Raw genomic sequence first — 13,299 nt, forward strand, 5'->3', positions numbered from 1 at the left:
GGGGTCCCTACGCCCCCCCTGCGGCCCGCCCGGGGGGCGGGGGGGGGGGGGGGCCCCCCCCCACGCCCGCGTGCCCGGGGCCGGTCGAGAGTCGGACGACCGGCCCGTGTGGCAGGCAGCCCGGGCCGTGGCGCTCCGATCGGCCGCCGGCTCACCGCGCGGCGTCCCGCCTGCGCCGCCCGCGGCCACGTGCTCACGTGCTCACGTCGATAGTGACACGCTGCCGGGTGTCTCCGTGAATCGCCATGGGGCACGGTCGTGGCCCTGCCTGATCGCTGGAGAACCTGGAGTCTACCGCCGGACACCTCAGCTCACGTCGGCGCAGGCGCCGCCCGGAAGCCGCTCGGGCCACGCCCACCGGGCCCGGGTACCTCGGAGCGGGTCATGGCACCCGAGGCACCCGTCGACGTGGCACCCGGACTCAGCCGCCTCCTGGGCGCACTCCCCCGCAACGCCAACGTCACTCTCGCCACGAACGCCTGCTCGCGGGGTGGGGTGTCCGCGACCGCTTCACCGACTTGCACTACGACGTCGGCAAGCCGGCCGAGCTGACCTCCATCGTCGAGGCCGCGCTCGCGCAACGGATCGCCGCCCGTCAGATCGGGCCCGACGCCGTCTGCCTCGTCGTCTCGGGGTCCGGCACGAACGACGCGACGCTCGCGGTGATGCGCACCGCGCACGACGGCGGCACACCGGTGCTGGCGATCACCTCGTTCGCGCAAGTCCCCCGTCGCCCAGCTCGCCGACACCGTGCTCGTCGTCCCGCCGGTCACCGAGTCGTTCCGCGACGAGCTGATCCACACGTCCCGCGCCGCGTTGATGCTGGTGACCGAGGCGCTCGTCGCGGCGCTCTTCACCCGGCGCGGCGACCGAGGGCGCGACGCCCGGGCGGCCGTGCTGCACGAGCTCGGTTCGACGATCCAGGAGTAAGGACGTGCGCGACGGGCATCAACCGCGCCACGATGAAGGCATGCCCGCGCCGACCCGCTCCGGACTCGTCGTCAGCCCTGCCCTGACGATCCCCCGAGCCGAGCTGACCGAGCGGTTCTCGCGGTCCTCCGGCCCGGGCGGGCAGGGAGTGAACACCACCGACTCCCGGGTGGAGCTGTCCTGGGACATCGGGCGCTCGGCGGTGCTGAGCGACGTCCAGCGCGAGCGCCTCGTCGCCCGGACGGGTGATCGTCTGGTGGACGGCGTCCTCACGGTGGCGGCCTCTGAGCACCGCGAACAACGGCGGAACCGGCAGGCGGCCGCGCACCGCCTGTCGGCACTCGTCGCCGACGCCATCGCCCCACCCGGCCCGGCGCGTCGCGCCACCCGGCGCACCCGCGGGTCCCAGGAGCGACGCCTGACCACCAAGAAGCAGCGCTCGACGACGAAGCGGTTGCGCTCGTCCCGGCCGTCGCGCGACGACTGACCGGCAGGTCTCCGGCGACAGGTCCACGACGCGTCGGGGTCGCGTCTGCCGCGGCGGACAGCTCGCCCCACACCGGAGACCGCGATACTGGGCGCCATGGCCACGATCAAGACCTACCGCCGCGACGGCGACGGCACGCTCCACTATCGCGAGGCGTGGAACGAGAGAGGCCTCGTCCGCACGCACGAGGGCAAGGTCGGCGCGAAGGGCCGGAGCAGCACCCACCCGACCCGGAGCCGCACCTGGCCCGACAATCCCACCGCCACCGAGTACCTGCGCATGTTTGCCGCGCGGGCGGAGCGCGACGGCTATCTCCCCGTCCCCGACGACGAGCACGGGTGGGTCGTCCTGCAGTGCTGGACGTACTCCCCCGATCTCACGCACCCGGAGGACCATCGACTGTTCGAGGAGGGACAGGACGCGCTGGACGACCACCTCGGATGGCGCGGCGTCGGCCACTACGACGGCAACGACCTCGGCGGCACACCGCCGGCCGAGCACGAACTCGACGGAACGGTCCTGAACCTGTTCTGCAGGGTCGTCGACACGGCCCTCGGGGTCAGAGCAGTGCGCGGCTTCGCCCGGCAGTTCGGCGTCACGCCTTACCACGTCGTCGCCGCGCGAGAGCCCGGCGAGGATTCCCCGTACGTCCTCGCGTGGTCGCCCCGCAAGCGGGACAAGACCTTCGATCTCTTCCGCACCTGAGGCAGCGGCTCGGTGCCGAGCGGGCTCGACGTCAACCGGGTGTTGTCGAGGTGGCACGGATGTGCAATTATCAGTAAGCCTGAAGGTCGCCGGTCTCCCGCAGCCGCTGTCCGGTCGACGCCTGGGCGTATCTCAACGATGAGAGGACGGGTCATGACCATCACTGACAACGCCGCAGAAGCCACGAGCAGCGTCCAATTTTCCCCCGGGCAGCTGTTCATCGGTGGCGAGTGGCGCGAGGCGGCCGACGGCGAACGACGCGACGTCATCAGCCCGGCGACCGGCCGCGTGATCGCCTCGGTGGCCTGGGCGTCGACGGCCGACGTCGACGTTGCCGTCGCCGCCGCACGCGAGTCGTTCGACTCCGGCGTCTGGTCGCGGCTCAGCGGCCGCGAGCGGTCGCGGATCCTGCTGAAGGCCGTCGACATCCTGCGCGAGCGCCGCGAGGAGCTCGCGCAGCTCGAGAGCCACGACGTCGGCAAGCCGATCACCTTCGCGCGGATCGTCGACGTCGAGCACTCGATCCTGCAGTTCGAGTACGCGGCGAGCCTCGGCCAGCACCTGGACGGCTCGGTGCGAGAGATCCCCGCCAACGCCCACGCGTACATCCGCAAGGAGCCGATCGGCGTCGTCGCGGCGATCACGCCGTTCAACTTCCCGCTGATCCTGTCCTCGACCAAGATCGCCCCGGCCCTCGTCGCCGGGAACTCGGTCGTGCACAAGCCGGCCGGGGACACGCCCCTGAGTGCGCTCTTCATGGCCCAGGTGCTCAAGGACGCCGGCGTCCCGGACGGTGTCTTCAACGTCGTCACGGGTTCCGGTGCGAGCCTGGGCGACCACCTGGTCGGCCACCCGCAGGTCGACAAGGTCGCGTTCACCGGCTCGACGGAGGTGGGCGCGCACGCCGCGGCGCTCGCCTCGCGCACCCTCAAGCCGTTCACCGCGGAGCTCGGCGGCAACGCCGCCAACATCCTGTTCGCCGACGCCGACCTGGACAAGGCGATCGGCACGATCATCGGGGCCTTCGTCTTCAACGCCGGCCAGTTCTGCATGGCCGGACCTCGCCTGCTCGTGGAGCGGCCGATCTACGAGACGGTGCTGGGCATCCTTAGCGAGGCGGTCCCCGGAGTGCCGTTCGGTGACATCACCGACGAGACGACCGTGGTCGGGCCGGTCGCCAGCCAGAAGCAGCTCGACAAGGTCACGGCCCTCGTCGAGTCCGCACGCAAGAACGGCGCGCAGGTGGTGTGCGGCGGCGAGCAGGCGGACCTGGGCGGCGGGTTCTACTACCGGCCCACGGTCCTGGCCGGCCTGTCGTCGGACGCGGAGTGCGTCCGCGAGGAGGTGTTCGGGCCGGTCCTGACGGTCCAGCCCTTCGACACCGAGGAGGAGGCCATCGCGATGGCCAACGGCACGGCGTACGGCCTCGCCTCAGGCATCCAGAGCTCCGACATCGCCCGCATCCACCGCGTGGCCAAGCGGCTCGACGCCGGGATCTGCTGGGTCAACGGCTGGGCCGTGCTCGACCCGGCCGTGCCGTTCGGCGGGGTCAAGGCGTCCGGGTGGGGCAGGGAGTACGGCCCCGAGGCGCTGGCCTCCTACCAGCGAACCAAGTCGATCGTCATCGACCTCGGCGAGGACCCGGCATGAGCACCACGACCAGGGCCGCCGTCCTGACCGCGCCCCAGACATCGTTCGCCGTGCAGGACGTCGAGCTCGCCGACCTGCACGAGCACGAGGTCCTCGTGCGGATGGTCGCCACCGGCGTATGTCACACCGACCTGGGCGTGTGGGCCGGCGGCATCCCGTTCCCGCTGCCCGGGGTCATCGGTCACGAGGGCGCCGGAGTGGTGGAACAGGTGGGCTCGGCGGTCACCACCATCGCCCCAGGCGACAAGGTGGTGCTGAGCTACACGTCCTGCGGAGAGTGCCCGGCGTGCCTGGACGGCCACCCGGCCTACTGCACCACCTGGTTGCCGAGGAACCTCTTCGCCGGGGCACGCGAGGACGGGACGGCGACGCTCTCGATCGACGGGGCACCGATCGGCGGGCACTTCTTCGCCCAGTCGTCGTTCGCTCAGCACGCCGTCGCCGAGGAGCGCAACGTCGTCGTCGTGGATGCCGACGCCGACCTCACACACCTCGCCCCGCTCGGGTGCGGGGTCATGACGGGCTTCGGCTCGGTGTGGAACGCGCTGGACGTGCAGCCGAACGCCCGGGTCGCAGTGTTCGGGGCCGGGGCGGTCGGCCTGTCGGGCATCGTGGCCGCCGCGCTGCGCGACCCGGACCTGCTCATCGCCGTCGACATCGTGCCCGAGCGGCTCGAGCTCGCGACCGAGCTCGGAGCCACGCACGTGATCAACGGCCAGGAGGAGGACGTCGTCGCCCGCATCGCCGAGATCACCGGCGGCGCAGGCCTGACGCACGCCCTCGACACCACGGGAGTGTCGGCCGTGGCCCGGTCCGCGATCGACGCCCTCGGCGCACGCGGCCACCTGGTGACCTGCGGCGCGCCGCCGCCCGGCACGGAGATCCCCGTGGACTTCCAGGGCATCCTGCCCGGGAAGTCGGTCAGCGGCGTGACGATGGGCGACGCCGACCCGAAGGTGCTCATCCCGCAGCTCGTCGACCTCGTCGTCGGCGGCCGGCTACCCCTCGACCGGCTCGTCGGGCAGTACAAGCTGTCCGAGCTCGACGACGCGTTCGCCGACATGCACCACGGCACCACGGTCAAGCCGGTCATCATCCACTGATCCACACCAGGTCGACGTCGGGTCCGGAGCGCGCACTGGAAGCGCTCCGGACCCGATGGCGCCTGTTGCACCACCGGGCGCGGCGCCTCAGTGCGCCGCGCCGCCGCCGAGTGCCACCCGGCAGGCCTGAAGGGACGCACCGAGGTGCTGGACATCCTCCTCGGTCAGGCCGGCGACCATCGTCTTCTCGATGGCGCGCACGGGCTCACGCAAGGTGTCCAGCGCGGCCTGTCCCTCGTCCGCGAGGTAGATCAGCAGCTGACGCCGCGAGCGCGCGTCCGGCGCCCGGCGGACGAAGCCTCGCTCCAAGAGGTAGGTGATCATCTGAGCCATCGTCTGCGGCCGCACGAAGGAGTTGCGAGCAAGCGCGGACGAGGTCATTCCCGGGTGCCTCTCGAGCACCGTCAGGGCCGTGTACTGCAACGCCGTCAGCCCATGACCGCGAACCGCCTCGTCGAGGTGCGAGCGGGCGGCGAGCTCGACCTGCTTGATGAGATACATGAGAGTCGCCTCGTCGTGGGTCGGCATGAACGTCCTTCGCTCGGGTGATCACCGTCGTGCAGCGACGTGCGCTCCGATTGTAATCTTCAGGAGGCCTGACGGTTTCTGCGACCCATGCCCGCCGCGGATGCAGCGCGGCGCTTCAGCGCTACCCCGCGGGGTGGGCGGCCGGTCCGACGGCGGGAAGGTGCTCCAGGCGCTCCACGAGCGCCACGACACCAGCAGCTACGGGTAGCAGCACCAGGTTGCCCAGGAGCATCGGACGCAGGAACGGCAGGCCCGCCACATAGCTGGCCAACAGGCCGTCGATCCCGGCCGGGTAGAACGTCCCGCGGCCCTGCAGCCACACACCGAAGTTCGTCCAGAGATAGAAACCGATCGAGCTCCCGGCCCCGAACAGCACAGCGGCGAGGAACCGGCGGCCGCCCGTGGACCGGCGCGTCCACCAGGCGGCCACGCCGATGGCGGCCCATGCCGACCAGGTGAACAGCAGGATCGCCGAGTTCGTCAGGAAAACGTCGCTCACCGCGACGACCACCAGGGGGGCGAGCATCGCGAGCCGGTGGCGCAGGAGCCCCGCTGCGGCGAACGCCGCGAACGTGGAGAGCTCGAGGTTCGGCGGTGCACCGAGGTCGTCCTTGACGAGCCGCCACACGACGGCCGCCACGACGAGCAGCACGGCGACGGCGGGGCGCCACCAGCGCTCGGCGAGGTCGCGCGGGCTCAGGTCCGACGTCGGTGCGTGGCTCACTCGATCTCCTCGAGCTTCCACTCGATCTGCTGACCGTCCTCGGTCTCGAGCGCACCGGCACCGACCTGGGCCATCTCACCGTCGACGTACAGCGCCCAGAACTCCTGGCCGTCCTCCGCCGACCGGCCCTGGATGCCGGTGACGAAAGCCATCTCGCCCTCGCCGCTCACCTCGGCCTGCGGGTCCTGTACGAGCAGCAGGTCCAGGGCCGTCTCGCCGTCCTGTCCCTCGTACGAGAACTCGGTGGTCTCGTCCGTTGTGGTCTCGTCGGCACCGTCGGCCTCGACCTCGGCCGAGGCCGCGGGGCTCGCCTCGGGGGCCGACTCCTCGGCACCGGAGCAGCCGGCCAGCAGGCCCACGGAGAGCACGCCGGCAGCGGTCGCGGCGAACAGGCGGGTCGACGTCTTGCGCATCAGGGTCTTCACACCCTGAGCCTATCCGGCGCGGCCGGGCACCTGCGCACTCGTGCCGAGATGCGGACGGCCTGCGCCGCCCGGGTGCGCCTCGCCGGGCGGCGGTCGCTCAGGCGTCGATCTGTGAGCGGTCCAGCGCGTTCGCCCCGGCGACAATGAACTCCTTGCGCGGCGCGACGTCCGAACCCATCAGCAGCTCGAACACGCGCTCGGCCGCCTCGGCGTGCTCCACCGTGACCCGGCGCAGCGTCCGGTGTCGGGGGTCCATCGTGGTCTCGGCGAGCTGGTCGGCGTCCATCTCCCCCAGGCCCTTGTACCGCTGGATGTCGTCCTTGTACCGGCGACCGGCACGGTCCAGCTTCTTGAGGGTGGCGTTGAGCTCGGCCTCGGAGTACGTGTACAGGTACTCGTTCTTGCGGCGTCCCGCACCCAGCACCTCGATGCGGTGCAGCGGTGGGACAGCGGCGAACACGCGGCCCTGCGCCAGCAGCGGCCGCATGTACCGGTAGAACAGGGTCAGCAGCAGCGTGCGGATGTGGGCGCCGTCGACGTCCGCGTCCGTCATGAGCACGATCTTGCCGTAGCGCGCGGCGTCCAGGTCGAAGGACCGGCCCGACCCTGCGCCGATCACCTGGATGATCGCGGCGCACTCGACGTTGCGCAGCATGTCGCTGATCGACGCCTTCTGGACGTTGAGGATCTTGCCCCGGATGGGCAGCAACGCCTGGAAGTCGCTCGATCGCGCCAGCTTCGCCGTGCCGAGCGCGCTGTCGCCCTCGACGATGAACAGCTCGGAACGCTCGACGTCGTCGCTGCGGCAGTCGGCCAGCTTGGCGGGCAGCGAGGAGGACTCGAGGGCGTTCTTGCGCCGCGAGATCTCCTTCTGCTTGCGGGCCGTGACCCGCGCGCGCATCTCGGCGACGACCTTCTCCATCAGCAGCGACGACTGCGCCTTCTCGTCCCGCTTGGTGGAGGTCATGAGCGCCTTGAGCTCCGACTCCACGACCCGCGAGACGATCTGACGCACCGGCGCCGTGCCGAGGACCTCCTTGGTCTGCCCCTCGAACTGGGGCTCGGCGAGCCGCACGGTCACCACGGCGGTCAGCCCGGCGAGGACGTCGTCCTTCTCGATGCGCTCCGAGCCGTCCCGCGTGGACACCTTCAGCCGGCGCGCGTTGGTCTCGATCTGCTTGCGCACCGTCTTGAGCAGTCCCTGCTCGAAGCCCGTGCGGTGCGAACCACCCTTCGGTGTGGCGATGATGTTCACGAAGGTCCGCAGCTCGGTCTCGTAGCCCGACCCCCACCGCAGGGCGATGTCGACCTCGCAGTCGCGCTGCACCTCCTGCGGCGACATGTGCCCCTTGGCGTCGAGCACCGGCACGGTCTCGGTGAACGAGCCGGACCCCTTCAGCTGCCACGTCGAGGTGACCGGGGTGTCCGGGGCGAGGAACTCCACGAAGTCCACAGCACCTCCGGAGTGCTGGAAGACCTCCTCGTGCGGGCCGTTCTCCCCCGGCGTCCCGGGCAGGCCGCGCTCGTCGCGGACGAGGATCTCCAGGCCCGGGACGAGGAAGGTCGTCTGACGCGCACGGGTGACGAGCTCGTCGTAGGCGAAGACGGCGGACTTCGGGAAGATCTGCCGGTCCGCCCAGTACCGCACCCGCGTGCCCGTGACCTTGCGCGGAGCCTTGCCCACGACGGCGAGCTCGCTGTGGTCGACGAAGGGCGCGAACGGTGCGTCCGGCGTCGGACCCGTGGCCGGGTCGTCGAACGTGCCCGGCTCACCGCGGTGGAATGTCATGCGGTACGTCTTGCCGGACCGGTCCACCTCGACGTCGAGCCGGGCCGACAGGGCGTTGACGACCGAGGCACCGACGCCGTGCAGGCCGCCGGAGGCCGTGTAGGACCCGCCGCCGAACTTTCCGCCGGCGTGCAGCTTGGTGAAGACCACCTCGACGCCGGACAACCCGGTCTTGCTCTCGCGGTCCACCGGGATGCCGCGACCGTCGTCCTCGACGGTCACCGAGGTGTCGGCGTGCAGCACGATGCGGATCTTCGTGGCGTGGCCGCCGAGCGCCTCGTCCACGGAGTTGTCGATGATCTCCCACAGGCAGTGCATGAGGCCGCGGGAGTCCGTCGACCCGATGTACATGCCGGGCCGCTTGCGAACCGCCTCGAGGCCCTCGAGGACGGACAGGTGGCGTGCGGTGTATCCGGACTCGGAGGTGGCTGTCACGGGCCCGAGCGTAGTCCAGCGCACCGACAGGGCCGTGCAGGCACTCCGCCGTCGGCGCCGGATGTGACCCAGGCCGTGATCGCCCGCAGCGAACCAGGGCCCCCAGGCGGGAACAACCGGGGCCCCGGATGGTTTGATGGTGTCGTGAGCACAACGACCGAACAGACGACCCAGCCGCTGACCGCTGCCGACCGCTGCGACCGCTGTGGGGCCCAGGCTTACGTGCGAGTCGTGCTGCCCGTCGGAGAGCTCCTCTTCTGCGGACACCACGCGCGCGCGCACGCCGACGCCTACCAGTCCGTCGCCGAGCACGTCCAGGACGAGACCGACCGCCTGCACGCCGAGCACGGCGCAGGCTGACCCCTCGCGTTCCCGCGTCGGCACGACGCGAGGAACGTCCCGAGCACAGCACGAAGGCCCCGCACCGTCCCGGTGCGGGGCCTTCGTCGTACCACCAGCGTGGGTGGGTGAGGATCAGTCGAGGTAGTCGCGCAGGACCTGCGAACGCGACGGGTGCCGCAGCTTCGACATGGTCTTGGACTCGATCTGGCGGATGCGCTCGCGCGTGACGCCGTAGACCTTGCCGATCTCGTCGAGCGTCTTCGGCTGACCGTCCTGCAGGCCGAACCGCATGGACACCACGCCGGCCTCGCGCTCGGAGAGCGTGTCGAGCACCTGGTGCAGCTGCTCCTGCAGGAGCGTGAACGACACCGCGTCGGAGGGGACCACGGCCTCGGAGTCCTCGATGAGGTCACCGAACTCGCTGTCGCCGTCCTCGCCGAGGGGGGTGTGCAGCGAGATGGGCTCGCGTCCGTACTTCTGGACCTCCACGACCTTCTCAGGGGTCATGTCGAGCTCCTTGGCCAGCTCCTCCGGCAGGGGCTCGCGGCCCAGGTCCTGGAGCATCTGACGCTGCACGCGGGCCAACTTGTTGATGACCTCGACCATGTGCACCGGGATACGGATGGTGCGGGCCTGGTCGGCCATGGCGCGGGTGATCGCCTGACGGATCCACCACGTGGCGTACGTCGAGAACTTGTAGCCCTTGGTGTAGTCGAACTTCTCGACAGCGCGGATCAGACCGAGGTTGCCCTCCTGGATGAGGTCCAGGAACAGCATGCCGCGACCCGTGTAGCGCTTGGCCAAGGAGACGACGAGTCGCAGGTTCGCCTCGAGCAGGTGGTTCTTGGCACGACGGCCGTCGTGCGCGATCCACTTCAGGTCGCGCCACATGCGACGCTCGTCGGCGGAGGCCTTCGCGCGGTCGAAGTCGGCGTAGTCGTTGCTCAGACGTTCCTCGGCGAACAGACCGGCCTCGATCCGCTTGGCGAGGTCGACCTCCTGCTCGGCGTTGAGCAGCGCGACCTTGCCGATCTGCTTGAGGTAGTCCTTGACGGGGTCAGCCGTGGCCCCGGCGGTGACGACCTGCTGAGCCGGCTGGTCGTCGTCGTCGGTGTCGGAGACGACGAAGCCGCCGCGCTCGTCCTCCTTCTTCCGGCCGTTGCGAGGCAGGGCCGTGATGCGCTCAGGAGCCTGCTCCGGCTCGTCGTCGTCCTCCACGGGCACGCCGTCCGGCTCGGGCGCCGGCTTGTGCGCCTTGGCCGCGGCCTTGCGGGTGGTCTTCACCGCAGGAGCCTTCTTGGCAGCGGTCTTGGCGGCAGCGGCCTTCTTGGCGGGAGCGGCCTTCTTCGCAGGAGACGACTCCTCCGGAGCGTCCGCCTCCGACGCCGAGGACGCCTCCTCGGCCGGGGCCGAGGTGGCCCGCGTCGCCGAGCTCTTGCTCTTCGCCGTGGGAGCCTTGGCGCGCGCCTCGGTCTTCGTCGCGGCACTGCGGGTCGACGCCGCGGCAACCTTGGTGGCGACCGGCACACCGATCTCGACGCCTGCCGTGGCAAAGGCGCGCAGCACCGCCTTCAGCCGCTTGGGGTCACCCACAGCGGCGGTCTCGCAGGCGGTGCGGAAGCTCTCCGCATCGACGCGACCGTTCGCGGTCCCGTGAGCGAGCAGCTCCTGGAGGGCAGAGTTTTCAAACTCTCGGGGCAGCGGGGGGTTCTGCGCAGTGGACGCCACAAACCGACCTTTCGGCATTCGAGGGGACGGTGAACCGCCCGTTGTCAGCCGGGGACGGGGCCTCTCGGCTCGAGCGGATACCTATATTGTACCGGGCGACACCCAAGGGCTCGCGGAGAGCTCGGCTTCCGCGTCGTGTCCTGGGCCACGGTCGCGAGTTCTGACGGCGGTTGATGTCAGATGAACACCAGGTGTCCGGCCGCGTATTCCCTCGGGCGGCGCCAGCCACTGCCCGCCGTCAGGGCTTGACGGCGAGGACCGGGCACGGCGCCTCCAGGAGGATGCGCTGCGCACCGGAACCGAGGATGAGCTTGCCCACCGGGCTGCGTCGGCGCAGGCCGATGACGAGCAGCTCGCCGTTCTCCTCGGCAGCGGTGCGGACCAGGTCCTCGGCGAGGTCGCCGGTGCCGGGCACCACCCGGTGCTCGACGCCCGCGTCCGTCAGTCGCGCCTCGAGCGCCTCGAGCTCCTCGGCCGACACCGCCGACCCGGAGGTCACCACGAGGAGACCGATCTCACGTCGCCGAGCCTCCGAGACCGCGGCGACGAGCGCTTCCTTGCCCTCGGGCGTTCCCAGATGTCCCACGACGATCGCCATGGTGGCACGCTACCGGACGCCGCCCGCCCCGCACTCCCCGGCCCCCGTCGTCGTGGCGGACGCGGCGCGGATCCAGCCGGGCGGCAGGGCCGAGGCGACGACACAGTGCACCAGCCGCGCCAGACGGTACGTCTCGTCGGCGTCGAGCGCCTCCGCCACCCGGTAGGACGCCCGCGGACCGTCCCCCGCCCACCAGGCGAGGAACGCCAGGAACGTCAGGGCCGGTGCCCGCAGCCGCCGCGGTACGTGTGCATCGACCTGCTCCAGCACCCCGCGAGCCCGCGCAAGGACGTCAGGGTCGGGAGCCACGGCGTCCGTGGGATCGACCACGCGTCCCAGCACGCGTGACGTCGCGTCGTCGACGACCGCCCGGTCGGTGGCCTGTGTCGTCGCGCGGACCGCTTCCTCGCCGCCCGGCACCAGGGTGAGCAGCGCGGCGTCGCGCACGGTGCGGTCCGCGAGCGCCGCCGCGACCCGACCGATCAGTGCGGGACGCAGCGACGTCGTGGCCCGGTCGTCCCCGGGTGCGGCCGGAGCGACGTCGACGCGGCGCAACGCCTCGCGCCAGGCGGCGAGCGCGTCGTCGCGCCAACGACCCAGCTCGGTGCCCTCCTGCGAACGCTCGCGTGCCGTCTCGCTGCGCCGGGCAGCACGGCCGACGAGGTTGCGGGCCTGCTCGGGGGCCCGTGGGATCCGGTACGCAGCGTCGGCGGAGTCCGCGACGACGTGCCCGGCCAGGACGTAGGCCGCTGCGATCTCTCCGCTGTCCAGCGCGGCGAGCGGGTGGCCTGGCTCGGGGCAGCACGTGGGGTCCTCGCACCCGAGCCCTCGGTAACCGTCAGGGGTGACGAGCCAGCCGTCGACGTCCACGACGGGCTCGAGGGCACGGTGGACCTCGTCCAGGACGTCGGCCGCCGCGGCGACGCCGCGGGCGGTGTAGAGGACGAGGGCGCAGTAGGTCGGCCGGGTCTCGGCGACGGCGCGGGCGAGCGCAGCCAGGCCCTCGACCGCGCCGTCGCCGCGCAGGTCGTCGATCCCGACGCGGGCGACGAGGCCGGGCCTGTCGCGCTCCGCCGTGCAGGCGAGCACGATGCTCTCGGCGGGGCGGAACCCGAGGCGGTACGGGATGGCGGCGAGCACGTCGTGCGGCGAACGCAGCGGGACGGTCGACGGTTCGGGAAGGTCGAGGCTCGTGGTCATGCCTCGATGAGAACGCACGGCCGCCCGCCCTCGCCCGCTCCGGCAGCGCGGCTGGGGAGTGCCCGTGCTGGGGGTGGGTACCCGCTACCGTGATCCCGTGCCCATGACCTGTCGCCCCCGTGCCGCGTACGGCGCGCTGTGCGTCCTGCTCGCGCTCGGCGTCACGGCGACCGGAGGCTGCACCCCGGGTCCGGGCGCCGGGACGCCGGTCCAGGCCGAGGCCGAGCAGCCTGCGGGCGCACCGGCCGGCGAGGCCACGCCGCTGCCGTCGTTCGACCCCGCCACGGCCGTCGGCGGCTACGCGCCCGGCTTCCCGACGGACCTGCTCGCCGCGCCGGAGAGCTCGACCGTGCTCGCCAGCTCCGCCACACCCACCGCGGGAGACCTCGTGGAGGTCTCGCTGAACCTGTCGACCGAGCTCAGCACCCAGGAGATCGTCGATCGCTACGCCGAGCGGCTCGGCGAGGCCGGGTTCGAGGAGTCCGAGACGCTCGACGCGTCCGCGCTGACGGTCCAGACCGCCTACACGCGCACCAAGGGCAAGCGGAAGCCGCGCGTCGAGACGGTCCTCATCGGGGTCCTCGACGACGCCGAGCGACGTCTCGTCTCGCTGTCCGGCAGCGTCGTCGCCGACGAGGCCTGAGCGGCGTCGTCG

14 protein-coding genes are annotated in these 13,299 nt (G+C 71.5%); 7 read left to right on the forward strand and 7 right to left on the reverse strand.

Annotated elements, in window-relative coordinates:
- Positions 1 to 750: 750 nt before the first annotated feature.
- From PZC42_RS18030 to PZC42_RS18050, 5 genes are all read left to right on the forward strand, one after another.
- Entirely contained in the window at positions 751 to 930 is a 180-nt protein-coding gene (locus tag PZC42_RS18030) for a hypothetical protein (protein ID WP_277213031.1), read from the forward strand.
- A 40-nt stretch (positions 931 to 970) separates the two neighbouring features.
- Complete coding sequence (arfB, locus tag PZC42_RS18035; RefSeq protein WP_277213033.1) at positions 971 to 1,417, forward strand: alternative ribosome rescue aminoacyl-tRNA hydrolase ArfB; 447 nt, start codon at positions 971 to 973, stop codon at positions 1,415 to 1,417.
- Positions 1,418 to 1,513: 96 nt separating this feature from the next.
- Positions 1,514 to 2,122 carry a hypothetical protein gene (locus PZC42_RS18040; RefSeq protein ID WP_277213035.1) on the forward strand — a complete coding sequence of 203 codons (609 nt, stop codon included), beginning with the start codon at positions 1,514 to 1,516 and terminating at the stop codon, positions 2,120 to 2,122.
- Between the two features lie 153 nt (positions 2,123 to 2,275).
- Positions 2,276 to 3,772 (forward strand): aldehyde dehydrogenase family protein, encoded by a 1,497-nt coding sequence (locus PZC42_RS18045; protein ID WP_277213037.1) that lies wholly within the window; start codon positions 2,276 to 2,278, stop codon positions 3,770 to 3,772.
- Positions 3,769 to 4,875, forward strand: coding sequence for an NAD(P)-dependent alcohol dehydrogenase (locus PZC42_RS18050; protein WP_277213039.1), 1,107 nt, complete (start codon positions 3,769 to 3,771; stop codon positions 4,873 to 4,875). The genes PZC42_RS18045 and PZC42_RS18050 overlap by 4 nt, the downstream gene beginning before the upstream one ends.
- Before the next feature lie 87 nt (positions 4,876 to 4,962).
- Here PZC42_RS18050 and PZC42_RS18055 read toward each other — a convergent pair whose 3' ends face one another.
- The 4 genes from PZC42_RS18055 to PZC42_RS18070 all read right to left on the reverse strand — a co-directional run bounded on the left by PZC42_RS18055 (position 4,963) and on the right by PZC42_RS18070 (position 8,776).
- On the reverse strand, positions 4,963 to 5,403 hold the full coding sequence (locus tag PZC42_RS18055) for a MarR family winged helix-turn-helix transcriptional regulator (protein ID WP_277213041.1): 441 nt from the start codon (positions 5,401 to 5,403) through the stop codon (positions 4,963 to 4,965).
- Between the two features lie 121 nt (positions 5,404 to 5,524).
- The gene (locus tag PZC42_RS18060) at positions 5,525 to 6,127 is read right to left on the reverse strand and encodes a DUF6580 family putative transport protein (RefSeq protein ID WP_277213043.1); all 603 of its coding nucleotides are present in this window, start codon (positions 6,125 to 6,127) and stop codon (positions 5,525 to 5,527) included.
- The gene (locus PZC42_RS18065; RefSeq protein ID WP_277213045.1) at positions 6,124 to 6,552 is read right to left on the reverse strand and encodes a DUF4430 domain-containing protein; all 429 of its coding nucleotides are present in this window, start codon (positions 6,550 to 6,552) and stop codon (positions 6,124 to 6,126) included. Before PZC42_RS18065 ends, PZC42_RS18060 begins: the two co-directional genes overlap by 4 nt.
- Positions 6,553 to 6,649: 97 nt before the next feature.
- On the reverse strand, positions 6,650 to 8,776 hold the full coding sequence (locus PZC42_RS18070) for a DNA gyrase/topoisomerase IV subunit B (RefSeq protein ID WP_277213047.1): 2,127 nt from the start codon (positions 8,774 to 8,776) through the stop codon (positions 6,650 to 6,652).
- A gap of 144 nt (positions 8,777 to 8,920) precedes the next feature.
- Between PZC42_RS18070 and PZC42_RS18075 the strand changes: the two genes are divergently transcribed.
- Entirely contained in the window at positions 8,921 to 9,136 is a 216-nt protein-coding gene (locus tag PZC42_RS18075) for a DUF7455 domain-containing protein (RefSeq protein ID WP_277213049.1), read from the forward strand.
- A gap of 114 nt (positions 9,137 to 9,250) precedes the next feature.
- On the opposite strand, the gene PZC42_RS18080 is transcribed toward PZC42_RS18075, so the two are convergent.
- The 3 genes from PZC42_RS18080 to PZC42_RS18090 all read right to left on the reverse strand — a co-directional run bounded on the left by PZC42_RS18080 (position 9,251) and on the right by PZC42_RS18090 (position 12,644).
- Positions 9,251 to 10,846, reverse strand: a complete 1,596-nt coding sequence (locus PZC42_RS18080; RefSeq protein ID WP_277213051.1) for an RNA polymerase sigma factor — start codon at positions 10,844 to 10,846, stop codon at positions 9,251 to 9,253.
- A 238-nt stretch (positions 10,847 to 11,084) separates the two neighbouring features.
- Positions 11,085 to 11,444 (reverse strand): universal stress protein, encoded by a 360-nt coding sequence (locus PZC42_RS18085; RefSeq protein WP_277213053.1) that lies wholly within the window; start codon positions 11,442 to 11,444, stop codon positions 11,085 to 11,087.
- A gap of 9 nt (positions 11,445 to 11,453) precedes the next feature.
- Complete coding sequence (locus PZC42_RS18090; RefSeq protein WP_277213055.1) at positions 11,454 to 12,644, reverse strand: DUF4192 domain-containing protein; 1,191 nt, start codon at positions 12,642 to 12,644, stop codon at positions 11,454 to 11,456.
- A gap of 97 nt (positions 12,645 to 12,741) precedes the next feature.
- Between PZC42_RS18090 and PZC42_RS18095 the strand changes: the two genes are divergently transcribed.
- Entirely contained in the window at positions 12,742 to 13,287 is a 546-nt protein-coding gene (locus PZC42_RS18095; RefSeq protein WP_277213057.1) for a hypothetical protein, read from the forward strand.
- The last annotated feature ends 12 nt before the right edge of the window (positions 13,288 to 13,299 follow it).

This window comes from Isoptericola croceus, assembly GCF_029382255.1.
Taxonomy (GTDB): Bacteria; Actinomycetota; Actinomycetes; order Actinomycetales; family Cellulomonadaceae; genus Isoptericola; species Isoptericola croceus.

What these genes read in the sequence shown, in the direction of transcription:
- arfB (WP_277213033.1), top strand. Translation starts at nt 971, where the DNA reads ATGCCCGCGCCGACCCGCTCCGGACTCGTCGTCAGCCCTGCCCTGACG.
- PZC42_RS18040 (WP_277213035.1), top strand. Translation starts at nt 1,514, where the DNA reads ATGGCCACGATCAAGACCTACCGCCGCGACGGCGACGGCACGCTCCAC.
- PZC42_RS18045 (WP_277213037.1), top strand. Translation starts at nt 2,276, where the DNA reads ATGACCATCACTGACAACGCCGCAGAAGCCACGAGCAGCGTCCAATTT.
- PZC42_RS18050 (WP_277213039.1), top strand. Translation starts at nt 3,769, where the DNA reads ATGAGCACCACGACCAGGGCCGCCGTCCTGACCGCGCCCCAGACATCG.
- PZC42_RS18055 (WP_277213041.1), bottom strand. Translation starts at nt 5,403, where the DNA reads ATGCCGACCCACGACGAGGCGACTCTCATGTATCTCATCAAGCAGGTC.
- PZC42_RS18085 (WP_277213053.1), bottom strand. Translation starts at nt 11,444, where the DNA reads ATGGCGATCGTCGTGGGACATCTGGGAACGCCCGAGGGCAAGGAAGCG.
- PZC42_RS18090 (WP_277213055.1), bottom strand. Translation starts at nt 12,644, where the DNA reads ATGACCACGAGCCTCGACCTTCCCGAACCGTCGACCGTCCCGCTGCGT.